The organism is Sandarakinorhabdus sp., assembly GCF_040398665.1.
Taxonomy (GTDB): Bacteria; Pseudomonadota; Alphaproteobacteria; order Sphingomonadales; family Sphingomonadaceae; genus Sandarakinorhabdus.
Genome location: NZ_JBBATQ010000001.1, coordinates 528,987 through 545,673 on the forward strand (window position 1 = coordinate 528,987; position 16,687 = coordinate 545,673).

Below are 16,687 nucleotides of genomic sequence, written 5' to 3' on the forward strand. Positions count from 1 at the left end.
GGCCGGATGCCCAGCCCTGGCCCCTCCCGCAAGCGGGAGGGGTGGGCGTGGGAGTTCCCCCGCGCCCCTCAATGCCGGAAGTGACGCATGCCGGTGAACACCATCGCCAGTCCGCGTTCGTCGGCGGCGGCGATCACATCCTTGTCGCGGATCGATCCGCCCGGCTGGATGATGGCCGTGGCGCCCGCGTCCGCCGCGGCGATCAAGCCATCGGGGAAGGGGAAGAAGGCGTCGGATGCCACGCATGAACCGATGGTGCGGGGCTGCGGCCAGCCGGCGGTTTCGGCCGCATCGATGGCCTTGCGCGCCGCAATGCGCGTCGAATCGAGCCGGCTCATCTGGCCGGCGCCAATGCCCGCCGTTGCGCCGCCATGGGCATAGACGATGGCGTTGGATTTCACGTGGCGCGCCACGGTCCAGGCGAACAGCAGATCGGCCCATTCGGCTTCGGTCGGCGCGCGCCGCGTCACCACCTGGACGGCGTCGCGGCCCACCGCGCCATTGTCGCGGCTCTGCACCAGCATGCCGCCCGATATGGGGCGCAGCATCAGGCCGGGCCGGCGCGGATCGGGCAGATCGGCGATCAGCAGGCGCAGATTTTTCTTCGTGGCAAATACCGCTCTCGCGGCGTCATCGGCGCCTGGCGCGATCACCACTTCGGTGAAAATCTGGGTGATGGCCTCCGCCGTCGGGCCATCCAGCGGCTGGTTGACCGCGATGATCCCGCCGAACGCCGAGACCGGATCGCAATCAAATGCCTTGCCATAGGCTTCGGCCAGGGTGGTGCCGGTGGCGACGCCGCAGGGGTTGGCATGCTTGATGATCGCGCAGGCCGGGCCGCTGTCGCGCCATTCGGCAATCAGATCGAGCGCGCCATCGGCATCATTCAGATTGTTGTAGCTCAGTTCTTTGCCCTGCAACTGCGTGGCTGCCGCCAGCCCGCGCGCGCCGGTTTGCGGCACATAAAGTGCGGCTTGCTGGTGCGGATTTTCGCCGTAACGCAGCGTTTCCTTGCGGGTGAGCGCGATGGGCAGCACGGCCGGGAATTGCTCGCCTTGATCAGCAAAGGCAAACCAGCTGGCGACCGCGGCGTCATAGGCGGCGGTGTGCGCAAACGCTGCAGCGGCCAGTTGCCGGCGCAAACTCAGCGGGGTCGCACCGTCATGCGCGTCCAGCGCCGCGATCACGTCGCCATATTGATCGGGGCTGGTCAGGATCGCGACATATTCGTGGTTCTTCGCCGACGATCGCACCATTGCCGGCCCGCCGATGTCGATATTCTCGATGATGTCGGCTCGCGGGCTCCCCTTGGCCACGGTGGCGGCAAAGGGATAGAGATTGATCACCGCCAGATCGATGGCGCCGATGCCATGCGTCTGCATCGCGGCGACATGCGCCGGATCATCGCGCAGTGCCAGCAAGCCGCCATGCACGCGCGGGTGCAGCGTCTTCACGCGGCCGTCCATCATTTCCGGGCTGCCGGTCAGCGCCGCGACATCCAGCACATGGTGCCCCAGCGCGCGCAGTGCCGCCGCGGTGCCGCCGGTTGAAACCAGCTCCACCCCGCGCGCCACCAAGGCAGCGGCGAGCGGTTCCAGCCCGGATTTGTCCGATACGGAAAGCAGGGCGCGGCGGATGGGAACGAGATCGGTCATGGGGGAGCGCGTAACGATTTGCAGCGGCCTTGTCAGCCCCGGAGCGCCTGCCAACCAAATTTGATCACCGTCATCCCCCCCAAGAAGAAGGCTGGCGGGCGACCCCTTCGAAGCGGTGGCGACCAGATTTGATGGGAACGCGCGCTATTTCCCGGCCCGCTTTAAACTCCAGTGCAGATCGGCCGCCAGCTTTTCGGTGCGGCCCGACACCACCAGTTGCTGGGTGCGGTGCAGCGTTCCGTCGCCATCCACCCAGATCGAAGGATCGATGGACAGGGCCGCCGAGCCATCCTCGCGCCGCACCTTGAACGCCCAGATGCGCCCGGCCGGCGATTTCAGCAGCGCGCCCAGGCCGTCGGCAGTGGGCGTGGCCGACACGCCCGGCCCCAGATGGAAGCGCAGATCGAAAGCGCGGTCGCCGCGGCGGCGCAGCAGGCGCGATGGGCCGGCCTCGATCAGATCTTCGCCGGCCAGTTCGGTGCCATCCACCGCCAGAAGCAGCCGCCGCCGCACGATCACGCCATAGCGCCTTGCATAGCCATCATGACTGGCATCGAGATACTGGCCACCCTCGGCCGTGCGCAGCGTCAGCATCACCTGCTCCACACCGGCACCCAGCGTGCCATCGGCCCGGATGCGCGTGCTGTTGGTGTCGGCGATCACCAACGTGCTGTGCGCCGCCGTGGTGCACAGGCCGGCGACCAGCGCCGGGGCCAGCGGTGCGGCGCTGCTGCGCCCCAGGCCGATCGCGCCGCCGCAATTGGTGATCAGCCGCTCGTCGCCGTCGCTCATTTCAAAGGCCAGCGTGCCGGCATGGCCATGGTTGGACAGGCGCGCCGATGGCGGCGGCCCGGCATCGACCACCACCACCGATCGCCCGGCCGACAGCCGGTGAAAGCCGCTCCAGCGCCCGCCGCGCCGCAGTTCGATGCCGGTGGCAGCGCGCCGCGCCACCCGATCCAGCGCATCGCCATTGATCACGGCGCCGCCATGCCACGCCCCCACCTGGCCATCGCCCAACATGAGCCCGCGCAAGGCCGGCACCAGCCGCGCCAGCGTGTCGGCAAAGATCGGCGGTGCGCGGTTGCCGACCGCTTCGGGTGCGGCGGCGGTGAACAGCAGCAGATCGGCCAGCGCCAGCGCATCAACCGGTGTGCGGCTGGCGATGCCGCCATCGGGCAGCACCAGTGCCGGCAACAATGTTTGCAAACCGGCGAGTGCAAGTTCGGCGCGCACCTGCCCGCCGGGGATCAGGATGCCAGCGGCGTAGAGACCGCACAGCGCCTGCGCGCGGCCCAGCCCTTCCGGCAGGCGGCGCGCGGAGCGATCGAGATGCCGCGACCAGGTGGCAATGGCCGACAGCAGCGCCGATCGGTAAATCTGGTCGGATGACGACAGGATCAGCGGCGCATGGCCCAACGCCATGAGCAGCCGCATGCCGGTCAGATCGGCGCGCCAGGCCGCAGCGTCGAAGGCGGCAAATTCGTCCAGCCAGCGCTGCACCAGCGCCTCGGCGGCCTGCGTGGCGGCCTTCTTGTCGGGCTGGATGGCCAGATCGCGCAGCCATTGCCAGCCATGTGCCCAATCCTGCCACGCTACCGGCGTGCCGGCCGCAGCAAAGCAGAGGTCGCGGATCATGGCGGTGTGGCCGGCGTGGATCAGCCGTCCGGCCAAGATACGCTCCCCGATGTGCGGATCGCCCGGCACCGGATCGGTTGGCACGCCCAGCAATTTCAGGGGAAAGCGCCCGCGCAGTCGCAAGCTGTGCAGCGGCGTCGCATAAAGCCGGCTGCGCAGCCCGGCTGACAAACGCTCCGTCAATGACAGGCCGCGGTCACCGCCGGTGCGGCGCAGGTTGGCGTCCTCGTCCTGCGGCGGTGACGGGGGCGCCTTGGCCATCAGCGCTTGAGGCCCTTCAGTGCGGCGATGTTGGCGGCATAATGCGCGGCGCCGCCCTTGAAGCTGGCGGTGCCGGCCACCAGCACGTCGGCGCCGGCGGCGATCACCGTGGCGGCGTTGCCGGCGTCCACCCCGCCATCGACCTCCAGATGGATGGTGCGGCCGCTGTCGTCGATCATCCGGCGCAGGCGCTCGATCTTCTTCAGCTGGCTGGTGATGAAGCCCTGGCCGCCAAAACCGGGGTTGACGCTCATCACCAGGATCAGATCGATATCGCCCAGCACATCCTCGATCAGGCTGACCGAGCTGGCCGGATTGAGCGACACGCCGGCCTGCTTGCCAAGCGATTTGATGCGTTGCACGGTGCGGTGCAGATGCGGCCCGGCTTCGGGGTGCACGGTCAGGATATCGGCCCCAGCCTCGGCAAAGGCTTCAAGATAGGGATCAGCCGGGCTGATCATCAGATGCACATCGAACGGCAGGATGGAATGCGGGCGCAGCGCCTTCACCACCATCGGCCCGATGGTCAGGTTGGGTACGAAATGCCCGTCCATCACATCGACATGGATCCAGTCCGCCCCGGCGGCGCTGATGGCGCGCACCTCCTCGCCCAGCCGGGCGAAATCGGCAGACAATATGGACGGGGCGATGCGGATCGGGCCTTGCATGGTGGTGATTTAGCAGGGGGCACGCACGCCTGAAAGCATGGTGACAAAAGAAAAGGGCGCGCTCCGCAGCTGGCGCGCGCGCCTGTTGTGACCGAGGAAAGCCTGCCGCCGTTTTGGTGAAGATCGGCGGGCGCTTCAGGCCTGCTTGGCGGCGGTGCGCACGGCATCGGCCGCTTCGAGCACGGCCCAGGCGGCCTGAACCGCGCGAAACTGTTCGGCGGCCTCAGCGCCAGGGCCGGCGACATCGGGGTGGCTGGCCTTGGCGGCGGCACGCCAGGCGGATTTGATCGCCGGCATGTCGGCATCGCTGCCCAGCCCCAGCAATTTCAGCGCATCCAGTTCGGCACGGCTGCGGCTGCCGTCGCCCTCAACGCCCCATTCCCAATGATTGGCGCGGGTATAACGGCGCTGGCCTTCCTCGGCCTTGGCGCGGGCGGCGGCTTCTTCGGGCGTGAGATTGCGGAAATAATCCCATTCAGCGTTGTATTGCGCCGCATGATCCAGGCAAAACCACCAGCGTTCCGGGCTGTTGGGGGCCTTGGGCGCGGGGCGGTCACCGACATTGCTGCAGCCGTCGCGGTCGCACAGGCGCACATTGGCGGCGGCGCGGTCGCTGCCATAATCCCGCCAGCGCGGGAAACCCCAATCATCATTGCGTCGCTGGCGTGCCACGGCGGCTCTCCCTCTCAGGCTCGTTCTACGTCATTGGACGGCGTCATGCGAGTCTGGACGGCAGTGCCGCTTGCTGGCATGGCAAATGCCGAATGTTCCAACTTCTGGCCACGCGGCGCTTCGGTCCCCTGTTTGCCGTTCAGTTTCTGGGCGCCTTCAATGACAATCTGTTCCGCACCGCGGTGGTGTTCATCATCGCCTTTGACGTGGCGGCGGCTGATCCGGCCCGCGCCGCCATGCTGGCGTCTGTAGCGGCTGGGCTGTTCATCCTGCCCTATTTCCTGTTTTCCGGCATCGCCGGCTCGGTGGCCGACCGCCGCGACAAGGGCGATATCGCCCGGCTGGTGAAATTGCTGGAAATCATTTTCATGGCGCTGGGCTGGGCGGCACTGCTGATGGGCTCGTTGGAACTGGCCCTGGCCGTGGTGTTTCTGATGGGCTGCCATTCCACCCTGTTCGGCCCGGTGAAATATGCCATCCTGCCCCAGCATCTGAAACCGCAGGAGCTGGTGGCCGGCACCGGCCTGGTCGAAGCGGCAACCTTCGTGGCCATCCTGCTCGGCCAGGTGGCCGGCGGGCTGCTGGCGACCGCTGCAGTGGGACCGGTGGCCTGCGCGCTGGCGGTGATCGGTTGGTTGGCCGCGCGCGCCATTCCGCTGGCGCCGCCCGAAGAGGAACAACAGGGTGGGGGCCCGATCAACTGGAACCCCATCTCCAGCGGGCGCACCGCGCTGGCGGGTGCCTTTGCCAATCGTGCACTGTGGCGGGCGACACTGGCGATCAGCTGGTTCTGGGCGCTGGGCGCCATCTACACCAGCCAGTTCGTGCCGCTGGCCCGCAACAGCATGGGCGGTGATGAGGCCGTGGCAACGCTGTTCCTCGGCGCGTTCTCGGTGGGCATTGCCGCAGGGTCGGTGCTGGTGGGGCGGTGGCTGAAGGGGCGGATTTCGACGCGCCTGTGTGCGCCGGCCGGGCTGGTGATGGCGCTGGCCGGCATCGATCTGTGGTTTGCGGTGACGGGCGTTGGGTCTGCGCCCAAGGGCATGGCGGCTTTCTTCGCAACCATGGCCGGCTGGCGGGTGCTGGCTGATCTCGTGGTGATGGCGGTGGCCGGCGGGGTGTTTTCGGTGCCGCTCTATGCCGTGCTGCAGACCGCGGGTGCGGCCGGCAGCCGGGCAAGCAGCATCGCGGCCAACAATATCATCAACAGCCTGTTCCAGGTGGCGGCGGTGCTGGGCGCCGGCGCGGCCGTCGGGGCCGGGCTGGGTGTGTCGCTGGTGCTGATGCTCGCCGGGATTACGGTGCTGCCGCTGTTGCCGGCGCTGCGCCAGCTGGATCGGGCATAGCGGCAATCCATTGGCGGATCAGGGCGATGCCTTGTGCATGCGCCAGGGTGCGGCCGAACTGCGGCATCATCACGCCGGGTTCCGACGATGTCATGCGGTGCAGCAGGATCGATTGATCGGGCTGGCCGGGCACAATCGAAAATTCCCGTCCGCCCGATCCGCGCCCGGCGGCCACCGGGCGTTTCCAGATGCCCAGATGCGCCGGGGTCTGCTCATCGGGATTCAGATAGAGCCCGCTGTTGGAGGCAAAGCCGGCGCGGTCGTGGCAATGGCCGCAATTGACCGCGAGATAGGCCCGCGCCCGCGCCGCCAAGGGTTCGGCCGCATCATCCCAGCGCGCCAGGCGCGGAAGGCCGGATGCCGGCAGCCCGGCCAGCCGGTCCGCCTTGGCCCAGGTGGCAAGCTGATTGGGCCCATCATGGTGCAGGCCGCCGTTCAGATTGCCGGCGGTCGGCCCGATCGGCGTGATCGCTTCGCCGGCCTGGTGGCATTGCTTGCACTGGTTCTGATTGGGCACCGCATAATCGATGTGCTGCGGCTGCCCGGCGGCATTGATGATGGCGACCGGAATGCGCTTGCCGGCACGCTTCAGCACAGCGTCCGTGCCGTCCTGGACATAACTCAGCGCCGTCCAGCCGGCCGGGCGGTGGATCAGCAGCCGGGTTTCCACAGTGGTCAGATTCTGTGCCGGCTGCCGCTCATCGGCGGCAAAGGCAAAGCGCTTGATGAGCACCGTGCCCACCGGGAATGCCAGCACGCCGGACGCACGATAATCCGCCTTGGTCCCGGGCGGCAGCCACACGTAACGGAACTTCTCCGCGCCATCGGAAAACAGCGGCGTGTTGAGCGTATAGGCCTGCACGCCCGGCGCAGGTTGGCCACTGGCATCGAACAGGCCGTAATCGGCCAGCCGGGGCGCATCGCTGCCCATTAACAGATCGGCCTGCACCACAGGTGCCGGCGCTGCGCCCAGCAGCAAGAGCGCCGCAACCGCCCGCTTCATCGGCTGCGCGCTTCCAGTGCGGCCGGAAGAATGATGGCGGGGCGGGTGCCACTGGCGACCACGTTTGGCAATGGGGCCGGCCGGGCTTGCGTGGCCGGTGTGCCTTGCAGGCCCAGGCCCAGCGTGATCCCTGGCGCATCGCTGCTGATGCCGCCGTTCGCCGCGCGCTCGCCGCCACCACCCGGCACGGCATAGCGGGTGATCCCATCCCACATCACTGGCGGCACCGTGCCGCCCAGTGCCGCGGCGATTTCCTTGCCGCCCTTGAAGGCCGGGGCGGTGCCGTTGCCGCTGAACTTGTTGTTCACCACCCGCACATTGCGCGGCAACGGGTTGTAGGCCTTGTCGGTGAAGGCCTGCGTATAGGCGACGATCATCACGCCATTGCCGTGGTTGCTGGTGATATCGTTGCGCGTCACTTCCACATTGTCGTTGGCCATCACCATGATGCCGGTGCCCGATGGCACCCCGGCGACGATATTGCCCGGCGCGGCGAAGTTCACATGGTTGTTGGCCAGCACCTGGTTGTTCACCAGCCGCACATTGCGGCCGCCCTGTTGCGGCAGATCGGGCAGATCGAACACCAATATGCCGCCGGCATTGTTGGTGGCGACATTGTCCACCACATCGGCGTCATAGCTGTTCTCGATCTCGATGCCGGCGACATTCTGTTCGGCGCGGCTGTTGCGCACGATGATGTTGACCGATTGGCCGACATAAATCCCGGCGTCGGATGCGCCTTTCACAATGCTGCGATCGATCAGCACATTCTTCGAACTCACCGGATACAGGCCATAGGCGCCGTTGGTGGATTTGGGCCCGCCAGTCCATTCCACCCGCAGCCCCACCAGTGCGATGCCATCCGAGCCCTTAGATTTGATGCCGTTGCCGGCCGCATTCTCAATGCCCAGATCGCGCACCACCACATTGTCCGACGTGATCAACAGGCCCTCGCCCTCGCCCTTTTGCGTGGTGAAATCCAATATGGTCGCGCCGGGCCCGTCGCCCTTCACAGTCACGCCATCGACATCCAGCGACAAGCCGTCGGCCAGGGCATAGCGACCCGCCGCGATATGCACCGTGTCCCCCGGCTGCGCTTCGATCAGCGCGGTCTGCAATTTTTCATGTGCATCGCCGCCCGGCCCGACATGGATGGTCTTGGCGCCGGCAGCAGAGGCCAGCAAAGCCACAAGAAACAGAGCAGTGCGCATGGGACGTGATCCTTGCCTGAAATGAGGCGCCAGTGTCTGCGCGATATCGTCGCGGCTCAAGCCCTCAAAAGCACCCGCCTGTGTCCCTGCGGCATGTCGTTAACGCCCATTCATCGCCATGATCGATCGGCTTTGTTAGCGTGATGGCATGCATGCCCCGAATCCCCTGTGTCTTCCCGCCCTGCAGATTCGCGGCCTCACCAAGGCCTTCGGGGGCCATCCGGCCGTCGATGGTCTCGATCTCACCGTGCCGGCCGGTCAGATCTATGCGCTGCTCGGCCACAATGGCGCCGGCAAGACGACCACCCTGCGCATGGTCACCGGCCTGGCCCGGCCCGACGCCGGTCAGATCAGCCTGTTCGGCATCGATGTGCTGGCCGAACCCATTGCGGCCAAACAGATCACCGCCTGGCTGCCCGACGAGCCCTTGCTGTATGACAAGTTGACCCCGGCGGAATATCTCGCCTTCATCGCCGGCCTGTGGCGGGTGCCGCCGGCCGATGCCCAGCCGCGCGCCGCCGCCTTGCTCCAGCAACTGGGCCTGTGGGACAAGCGCGACATCCGCTGCGAAGGCTTCTCGCGCGGCATGAAGCAGAAACTGGCGCTGGCCGGCGCGCTGATCCACGAACCGCGGCTGCTGATCCTCGATGAACCGCTTACCGGCCTTGATGCAGCCGCCGCTAGGCTGGTGAAGGATCTGCTGCTGGCGCGCGTTGCGGCCGGTGCCACGGTGATCATGACGACACATATCCTCGAAGTCGCCGAACGCATGGCGCAGCGCATCGGCATCATCCGCAGCGGGCGGTTGGTGGCGGAAGGATCGATGGCCGAACTGGCGGTGGGCCGCGCCGCCGGCACCACGCTGGAAGACGTGTTTCTGGAACTGGCCGCCGCATGACCGCGATGGCCGCACCAGCCAGACTGCGGCCCGGCAGAATGGGCCAAGCCAGTCTGGCCTGGCTGATCTGGAACGACATCCGCATCAAGGCGCGTGGCCGCGAAGGCCGTGGGGGGCGCATCATCGCCATTGGCGTTCTGGCGCTGCTGCCGCTGATCGGCGGCGCACTGGCGGCCTGGCATGTGCGCGCCGCGCCGATGATCCCGCTGGCCGTGCTGGGCCAAGTGTCCGCTGCGCTCGCCGTGCTGTTGCTGGTGATGATCAGTTCGGCCTTCGCGCACGTGCTGCGGCTGGGCCATGATCGTGGTGAACTGGAACTGTTGCTGACCGCGCCGATCCCGGCTGCCCGCGTGATTGCCGCCCGCATTTCGGGTGTCCAGGCGGTGGTGGCGCTGCCCTTCCTGCTGCTTACCTTGCCGTTCTTCGCGTTCTCGGCGCTGTTCGGCCATGGCTTCTGGCTGGCCGGGCCGTTTGTCGTTGCGGCCATTGCGGTGATTGCCACGGCCATTGCTCTGGTGCTGGCGACGGCGCTGGAACGCCTGCTCGGCCCGGCGCGCGCCAAGACAGCGGCGCAATTGGCCGGCGTGTTGCTTGGCGGCAGCATGTTCGCGCTGGGCCAGACGCCGAATTTTGCGCCCGCCTGGTTCGAGGCGCGAATGCGTGCACTGGATAGCGTGCCGCCGGCCCCGCTGGATTGGCCGGCGCGGGCGTTGTTGGGCGATCCGGGCCCGCTGCTGGCCGTGCTGGCGCTGGCGGCCGCTGCTGCATTTGTCTCGGCGCGCTTTGCTGCCACGCACATCGAGGCCGCGCCGGCCGGCCCGGCGGCGGAAAAACCCACCCGCGCGGCTTATTTTGGCGGCAGTCCGTTCAGCGTGATGTTCGGCAAGGAAATGAAGCTGCTGGGCCGCGATCCCGAACTGATCTCGCAGATCGGCCAGCAATTGGTGTTCATGGTGCCGGTGCTGGCGCTGATCTTCACCGATGGCCAGATCACGCCGGTGCGCATGGCCACCGCCGGGGTGTTTCTGGGCGGTGCGCTCGCCTCCTCGCTGGCCTGGCTGGTGATTTCCGCCGAAGATGCACCCGATCTGATTGCGGCGGCGCCGGTGCCGGCCGGTCAGGTGTTGCGCGCCAAGCTGGCCGCTGCGCTGTCACCGCCGATGCTGCTGGTGTTGGCACTGGCGGTGGTGGTGGCCACACGCGACGCCAATGCGGCCTGGCTGATGCTGCCGATGGCGGCGCTGGCCGGGCTGGCAGCGGCCATGATGCAGTTGTGGACCCGCGCGCCCGCCAAGCGCAGTGCCTTTCGCCAACGCTACAAATCCTCGCTGCTCACCGCCATGGGCGAATTCCTGCTGCTGGGCTGTTTTGCCGGCACCACACGGCTGCTGCTGATGCCAAGCTGGTGGGCGCCGGCGCCGCTGTTGCTGGCCGGGCTGCTGATGGGCGGCATCTATCTGTTCAGGCCGCGCCCCGAGCTTTGAGTGCGGCGGCAGCATGCGCGCGGGCTTCGATCGCTGCCCAATCCGTATCGCCGCGTGCCGCGATCCAACTGCCGCCCACGCACGCCACCATCGGTTCGGTCAGCCAGTCCGGCGCGGTGGCCGCGGTGATGCCGCCGGTGGGGCAGAACCGCACATTCCCGAACGGCGCCGCCAGCGCCCGCAGGGTCGGCAGGCCGCCGGCCGCGGTTGCCGGGAAGAATTTCAGCCGGGAAAAGCCCATTTCGATGGCGCCCAACACCTCGCCGGCGGTGGCCACGCCCGGCAGGAACGGCAGGCCGGCGGCAATGGCGGCTTCGCCCAGTTTCGGCGTCAGCCCCGGCGAGACGATGAAGCGCGCGCCGGCCGACGTTGCCGCGGCCAGATCGTCCGGGCTGAGCACGCTGCCGGCCCCGACGATGGCGCCGGGCACCTTGGCCATTTCGGCGATCACGGCCAGCGCGGCCGGCGTGCGCAGGGTGACCTCCAGCACGGTCAGCCCGCCGGCGACCAGCGCCTGCGCCAGCGGCCGGGCGTGGGCAACATCATCGACAACCAGCACCGGGATCACCGGCGCGAGACCCAGCAGCCTATCAATATCGATCATGGCATATTCCTGTGGCGGGCAAAGGCGGTAACGGCGCCCAGCAGGCCCGGCTGTGCGTGGCGGATCAGTTTCACCGGCAGACCCTGCAGCATGGGCAGGAAGCGGCCTTTTGCCACGAAGCGTTCGGCAAATGCCGATTGCGGCAGCACGCCCGCCAGCCGCGCGCCCAGCCCGCCGGCAATCACCACGCCGCCGGCCCCGTGCGCCAGCGCCATATTGCCGGCAAAACTGCCCAGCGCCATGCAGAAGCGGGTCAGCGCCGCCACCGCCGGCGCAGCGGTGCCGCTGAGCGCCTGTTGCCACAGCGCCGTGTCATCTGGCGGGGCGGCCTCTGCGGCCATCGCCGCATAGATCGCCGCCAGGCCCGGCCCCGATACCACGCGTTCGGTCGATACCCGCCCGAACTGGCGGCGCAAATGCGCCAAGATCGCATCATCGATGGCATCGACCGGGGCAAAATCGCCGTGGCTGCCTTCGCTGGCCAACACCTTGCCACCATCGCGCAGCAGCATGGCCACGCCCAACCCGGTGCCGGGCCCGATCACCGAGATCACGCCGCTGCCGGGCAGCGGCACGTCCGGTCCGCACACATGCTGGAACTGGTCCGGGCCGCAAGCGCCCACCGCATGCGCCACCGCCTCGAAATCATTGATCAGGATATAGGAATCCAGGCCGAGTTCGATGCCCAGCACCGCCGGACGGATCACCCAGGGATTGTTGGTCAGTTTCAGCGTGTCGCCGGCCACCGGGCAGGCCACGGCGATGGCGGCGGCGCGCGGCAACGGCCGGGCGATCATGCGGCCGAACGTGGCCCAGGCTTCGGCCAGGCTGGCATGATCGGCGCAGCGCAGCACGACTGGTTCTTCCAGTGCCACCTGCCCGGCATCGATGCGTGCCAGGGCAAAACGCGCATGCGTGCCGCCGATATCGGCAGCGACAAGTTCAGTCATGCCAACTCACGCCGTCGCGCTCGGTCAACGCGATCGCCGCCGATGGCCCCCAGGCGCCGGCGGCATAGGGCTTTGCGGCCATGCCGGTGCTGGCCCAGCCGGCGCGGATGGCATCGATCCACTGCCACTGCGCTTCCACCTCGTCGCGGCGCACGAACAGGGTCTGCCGGCCTTCGATCAGATCGAGCAACAACCGTTCATAGGCGATGCGGCGGCGCACATCGGCAAAGGCGCCCGGCAGGCCGATATCGAGCGGCACCGCACGCAGCTTCAGCCCGTCACGGTCCAGCCCCGGCAGCTTGGCCATCATCATCAGGCCGACATTCTCATCGGGCTGGATCGAGATGATCAGCTTGTTGGGCTGCAACGCCGCGCTGCCGAACATCGAATGCGGCACGGCGCGGAACTGCACGATGATCTCGCTCACCCGCTCCGGCATGCGCTTGCCGGTGCGCAGATAGAAAGGCACGCCCTTCCAGCGCCAATTATCGACATGGGCTTTCAGGGCCACGAACGTCTCGGTGTCGGACGCGCGGCCGAGTTCATCCAGATAGGCAGGCACCGGCTGGCCATGGATGGCGCCGGCCGCATATTGCCCGCGCACGCTATGGCTTTCGACATCGGCCGCGGTGATCGGCCGCAACGATCGCAGCACCTTCACCTTCTCATCGCGCACATCAGTAGGGTTCAGCCGCGCCGGCGGCTCCATGGCGACCAGCGCCAGCAGTTGCAGCATGTGATTCTGCAGCATGTCACGCAGCGCGCCCATGCCGTCATAATAATCGCCACGCTTTTCCAGCCCGACCGTTTCGCCCACGCTGATCTGCACCGATGAAATGCCCGCCGCATTCCACAATGGCTCGAACAATATGTTGCCAAAGCGCAGCGCCAGCAGATTCTGCACGGTTTCCTTGCCGAGATAATGATCGATGCGGAAAATCCGGCTTTCGGGATAGGCGCTGGCCACGGCGTCGTTGATGGCGCAGCTGCTGGCCAGATCGTGGCCAAGCGGCTTTTCCAGCGCGAGGCGCGCACCTTGCGCGGCCAGACCGGCCCCGGCCAGGCCGGCGATGGTCGGGCCGAACAGGCTGGGCGCGGTGGACAGGAAGATGGCCAGTCGCGCCGGATCGCCGACTTCGGCCGCCAGCGCCGAAAAACCGTCGGGCTGGTTCGCATCGAGCGAGACATAAGCCAGCCGATCAAGGAACGCGGCGACGGCGGCGGCCGGGCGGCGATCGGCTTCGATGCCCTGCTCCAGCGCGGCGGCGGCCAGGCTGCGGAATTCCGCCACATCCAGCGCCGATCGCGCCGTGCCGATGATGCGCAGATCCGGGTGCAGCAGGCCATCGGCCGCCAGCCCGAACAGCGACGGGATCAACATCCGCCGCGAAAGATCGCCAGTGGCACCAAACAGCAGCAGGGACGTGGCGATAATGCTCATGTCTGCCGTTCAAGCCGAAAGCGGCTGTCGGGGCAAGCCGGCACCTTGAAAGCAACAGGTGGCGCGACCGGCGATGCTGCGTACCATGTGAGCGGAAAGGAGCTGCGCCATGCCTGCCGAGACCGCCCCGCAACGCACTGTCGCCCTGATCGGGGCCGGCTGTTCCGGCTTCACCACCGCCAAACGGCTGCGCGATGCCGGGATTGCCTTCGATTGGTTCGAAGCTTCGGATCGTATTGGCGGCAACTGGGCTTACAACAACCCCAATGGCATGAGCAGCGCCTATCAATCGCTGCATATCGACACGTCGAAATGGCGTTTGCAGTTCGAGGAGTTTCCGGTGCCTGCCGATTGGCCGGATTTCCCGCACCACAGCCTGATCGCGCAATATTTCAACGACTATGTCGATCATTTCGGACTGCGTGGCCTGGTACAGTTCGACACACCGGTGCTGAAGGTGGCGCGGCGGGCGGATGGCCATTGGGATGTGACGACCCGCCATGGCACCCAAGCCTATCAGGCCGTCGTCGTTGCAAATGGCCACCACTGGAGCCCCAATCGCCCGGTGTGGGAAGGCCAGTTCAACGGCCGGATCATCCACGCCCATGATTATCGCACGCCGTTCGCGCCGATCGATCTGATCGGCAAGCGCGTGGTGGTGGTCGGGCTCGGCAACAGTGCGGTGGATATCGCGTCCGAACTCGGCCAGCGCAGCATCACCGAAAAATGCTGGGTCTCCACCCGGCGCGGCGTCTGGGTGCTGCCCAAATATTTCAACGGGGTGCCCGCCGACAAACAGGCCGCGCCGCCATGGCTGCCGCTGCCGCTGGCGCGCTGGATCGGCCGCCGCAAGGTGAAGAGCCTGGTGGGGCGCATGGAGGATTATGGCCTGCCCACCCCGGATCACGAACCGCTGGATGCCCATCCAACTGTGAGCGGCGAGTTCCTGACCCGGCTGGGCAGCGGCGATATCGCCATCAAGCCCGGCATCGCCCGGCTGGACGGGGACGGCGTGATCTTCGCCGATGGCAGCCGCGAGGTGGTGGACGCGATCATCACCGCCACCGGTTACAACATCGATTTCCCGTTTCTGGATACCGCCGATGCGTGTGTGACCGACAATCACATCCCGCTCTACAAGCGCATGGTGCAGGCCGATCCGGCGTTGCACGGTCTGTGGTTCATGGGGTTGGCGCAGACGCTGCCGACGCTGGTCAATCTGGCCGAGCAGCAATCAAAACTGCTCGTTGCCTGGCTTTCCGGCCACTATGCGCTGCCCGATCCCGACACGATGCGCCGCACCATCGTCGCCGAGGAGCAACGCTATCAGGGCCATTATTACGCCAGCCGCCGCCACACGATGCAGGTGAATTTCGAACCCTATGTGGCCGATCTGCAGGCCGAAATCAGGCGGGGTGCGAAGCGGCCGACGCGTCTGAGCCAGGCTGCCTGAGCGGGCGCCGCGCCAGCCAGGCAAAGCGGCCCCACAGCAACACGGCCGACATCGTGCTGGCCAGCACGATCGCCCAGATCAGCCCATCGACGCCGCCGCCCTGCCGCACCCCCAGCCACCAGGCCAGCGGCATCATCACCACCACATACGACACGAGGTGCGTTGCGGTGGGGGCCACGATATCCGATCGTGCGCGCAGCGATTGCGCCGCCACCACTTGCAAGCCATCGGCCACGAAGAACAGGCTGGACAGGATCATGGCGCTGGCGATGCCGGCGATGACCACCGCATCCTGCGAATAGGCCGCGGCAATGGCTTGCGGGAACAGCCATACCCCCACCGACACCGCCAGCAGAACGGCCATGGTGAAGGCAAATCCCTGCCCGGCGCTGCGCAGCATCCCGGCAGAATCGCGCGCACCATAGGCGCGGCCGACCAGCACGCTGGTCGCCACGCTCAGGCCCAGCGGCACCATGAACACGATGGCGGCGACATTGATCACCACCCCCCACACTGCCACCGCGGTCACGCTGATCCAGCCGGCGAACACCGCCATCGCCGAAAACGCCAGGCTTTCGATGAAATAACTGCCCGCCGCGCCATAACCGACCCGCCGCATGTCGCGCGCGGCCTTTGCATCGCGCGGCGCCGGTGACAGCACGCCCAGCTCGCGCGCCCGCTGCCAGCCCAGGATGATCCACGCCAGCACGACCAGCAGGAATATCCGGCTGGCAAAGGTTGCCCAGCCGCTGGCCACCGCGCCATGGACGCCCAGCAAATTGCCGTCCGGCACCAGCCACAGATTGACCACCAGATTGACCACATTGGCCGCCCACATCGCCACCATGCCCGGCACGGCACGGCCATGCGCCTCCAGCCAGAACAGGCCGGCGTCGGCAATGATGATGGGGATCAGGGATATCGCCTGCACTTGCAGCACCGGGGTGGCGCCATCCGCCAGCCCCGCCGCCAGACCGAAGCCATGCAGCATCGCCCCGCCGGTCAGCGCCAGGAACATCGCCGCCGCCAGCGCGATCCAGCCGGCATAAACCAGCCCGCGACGCAGGATTGCGCCGGTATCGGCCTCGCGGCCTTCGCCGATGGCCTGGCTGGTCATCACCTGCACGCCCGACATCAGGCCGAGCGCCGTGGTCAGCACCACGCCGGTCACCGCCCAGGCCATGGTGTGATAGCCCAGCTCTGCCGAGCTGTAGCGGCCGACCACCAGCGTATCGACCAGCCCCATCGCCATGATGCCCAGACGCGACGCCACCACCGGCGCCGCCAGTCGCAGCAGCACGCCGGGGCCGTTGCCGGCAGCATCAAGTGATTCGGGGGCGGTCCCCGCGGACATGGTTCTGGCCTTTGTGATGAAGGTGGCGGCAACGCCATACAGGCGCACC

General features: G+C 67.3%; 14 protein-coding genes. 4 read left to right on the forward strand and 10 right to left on the reverse strand.

All coding sequences use genetic code 11. From position 1 onward, the window contains the following. Positions 1-68: 68 nt before the first annotated feature. The 4 genes from purH to ABWP22_RS02515 form a co-directional block, all read right to left on the reverse strand. The gene (purH, locus tag ABWP22_RS02500; RefSeq protein ID WP_353198343.1) at positions 69-1,655 is read right to left on the reverse strand and encodes a bifunctional phosphoribosylaminoimidazolecarboxamide formyltransferase/IMP cyclohydrolase; all 1,587 of its coding nucleotides are present in this window, start codon (positions 1,653-1,655) and stop codon (positions 69-71) included. A 144-nt stretch (positions 1,656-1,799) separates the two neighbouring features. Continuing rightward, positions 1,800-3,554: a heparinase II/III family protein gene (locus ABWP22_RS02505; protein ID WP_353198344.1), complete on the reverse strand. Its 1,755-nt coding sequence runs from the start codon at positions 3,552-3,554 to the stop codon at positions 1,800-1,802. Beyond that, positions 3,554-4,222, reverse strand: a complete 669-nt coding sequence (gene rpe, locus ABWP22_RS02510) for a ribulose-phosphate 3-epimerase (protein ID WP_353198345.1) — start codon at positions 4,220-4,222, stop codon at positions 3,554-3,556. Before rpe ends, ABWP22_RS02505 begins: the two co-directional genes overlap by 1 nt. A 135-nt stretch (positions 4,223-4,357) precedes the next feature. Continuing rightward, positions 4,358-4,894: a J domain-containing protein gene (locus ABWP22_RS02515; RefSeq protein WP_353198346.1), complete on the reverse strand. Its 537-nt coding sequence runs from the start codon at positions 4,892-4,894 to the stop codon at positions 4,358-4,360. 92 nt (positions 4,895-4,986) lie between these two features. On the opposite strand from ABWP22_RS02515, the gene ABWP22_RS02520 reads away from it, so the two are divergent. Beyond that, on the forward strand, positions 4,987-6,240 hold the full coding sequence (locus ABWP22_RS02520; protein ID WP_353198347.1) for an MFS transporter: 1,254 nt from the start codon (positions 4,987-4,989) through the stop codon (positions 6,238-6,240). On the opposite strand, the gene ABWP22_RS02525 is transcribed toward ABWP22_RS02520, so the two are convergent. Together ABWP22_RS02525 and ABWP22_RS02530 are read right to left on the reverse strand one after the other, a co-directional pair. Continuing rightward, a complete protein-coding gene (locus ABWP22_RS02525; protein WP_353198348.1) occupies positions 6,191-7,243 on the reverse strand; it encodes an SO2930 family diheme c-type cytochrome in 1,053 nt (350 codons plus the stop codon). The two genes, ABWP22_RS02520 and ABWP22_RS02525, sit on opposite strands and share 50 nt — an antisense overlap. After that, positions 7,240-8,454, reverse strand: coding sequence for a parallel beta-helix domain-containing protein (locus ABWP22_RS02530; protein ID WP_353198349.1), 1,215 nt, complete (start codon positions 8,452-8,454; stop codon positions 7,240-7,242). The genes ABWP22_RS02525 and ABWP22_RS02530 overlap by 4 nt, the downstream gene beginning before the upstream one ends. Positions 8,455-8,602: 148 nt before the next feature. Between ABWP22_RS02530 and ABWP22_RS02535 the strand changes: the two genes are divergently transcribed. Together ABWP22_RS02535 and ABWP22_RS02540 are read left to right on the forward strand one after the other, a co-directional pair. Then, entirely contained in the window at positions 8,603-9,352 is a 750-nt protein-coding gene (locus ABWP22_RS02535) for an ABC transporter ATP-binding protein (RefSeq protein ID WP_353198350.1), read from the forward strand. Positions 9,353-9,390: 38 nt separating this feature from the next. After that, the gene (locus tag ABWP22_RS02540) at positions 9,391-10,836 is read left to right on the forward strand and encodes a hypothetical protein (RefSeq protein ID WP_353198351.1); all 1,446 of its coding nucleotides are present in this window, start codon (positions 9,391-9,393) and stop codon (positions 10,834-10,836) included. Here the strand turns inward: ABWP22_RS02540 and eda are convergent. The 3 genes from eda to zwf are packed head-to-tail and all read right to left on the reverse strand — an operon-like array spanning position 10,814 to position 13,831. Continuing rightward, positions 10,814-11,440 (reverse strand): bifunctional 4-hydroxy-2-oxoglutarate aldolase/2-dehydro-3-deoxy-phosphogluconate aldolase, encoded by a 627-nt coding sequence (gene eda, locus ABWP22_RS02545; RefSeq protein WP_353198352.1) that lies wholly within the window; start codon positions 11,438-11,440, stop codon positions 10,814-10,816. The two genes, ABWP22_RS02540 and eda, sit on opposite strands and share 23 nt — an antisense overlap. Further along, positions 11,437-12,390 carry a glucokinase gene (locus ABWP22_RS02550; RefSeq protein ID WP_353198353.1) on the reverse strand — a complete coding sequence of 318 codons (954 nt, stop codon included), beginning with the start codon at positions 12,388-12,390 and terminating at the stop codon, positions 11,437-11,439. The genes eda and ABWP22_RS02550 overlap by 4 nt, the downstream gene beginning before the upstream one ends. Further along, complete coding sequence (gene zwf, locus ABWP22_RS02555; RefSeq protein WP_353198354.1) at positions 12,383-13,831, reverse strand: glucose-6-phosphate dehydrogenase; 1,449 nt, start codon at positions 13,829-13,831, stop codon at positions 12,383-12,385. Before zwf ends, ABWP22_RS02550 begins: the two co-directional genes overlap by 8 nt. Before the next feature lie 109 nt (positions 13,832-13,940). On the opposite strand from zwf, the gene ABWP22_RS02560 reads away from it, so the two are divergent. Then, complete coding sequence (locus ABWP22_RS02560; protein ID WP_353198355.1) at positions 13,941-15,284, forward strand: flavin-containing monooxygenase; 1,344 nt, start codon at positions 13,941-13,943, stop codon at positions 15,282-15,284. Here ABWP22_RS02560 and ABWP22_RS02565 read toward each other — a convergent pair. Continuing rightward, positions 15,238-16,638 carry an MATE family efflux transporter gene (locus ABWP22_RS02565; protein WP_353198356.1) on the reverse strand — a complete coding sequence of 467 codons (1,401 nt, stop codon included), beginning with the start codon at positions 16,636-16,638 and terminating at the stop codon, positions 15,238-15,240. The genes ABWP22_RS02560 and ABWP22_RS02565 overlap by 47 nt on opposite strands. Positions 16,639-16,687: the final 49 nt, after the last annotated feature.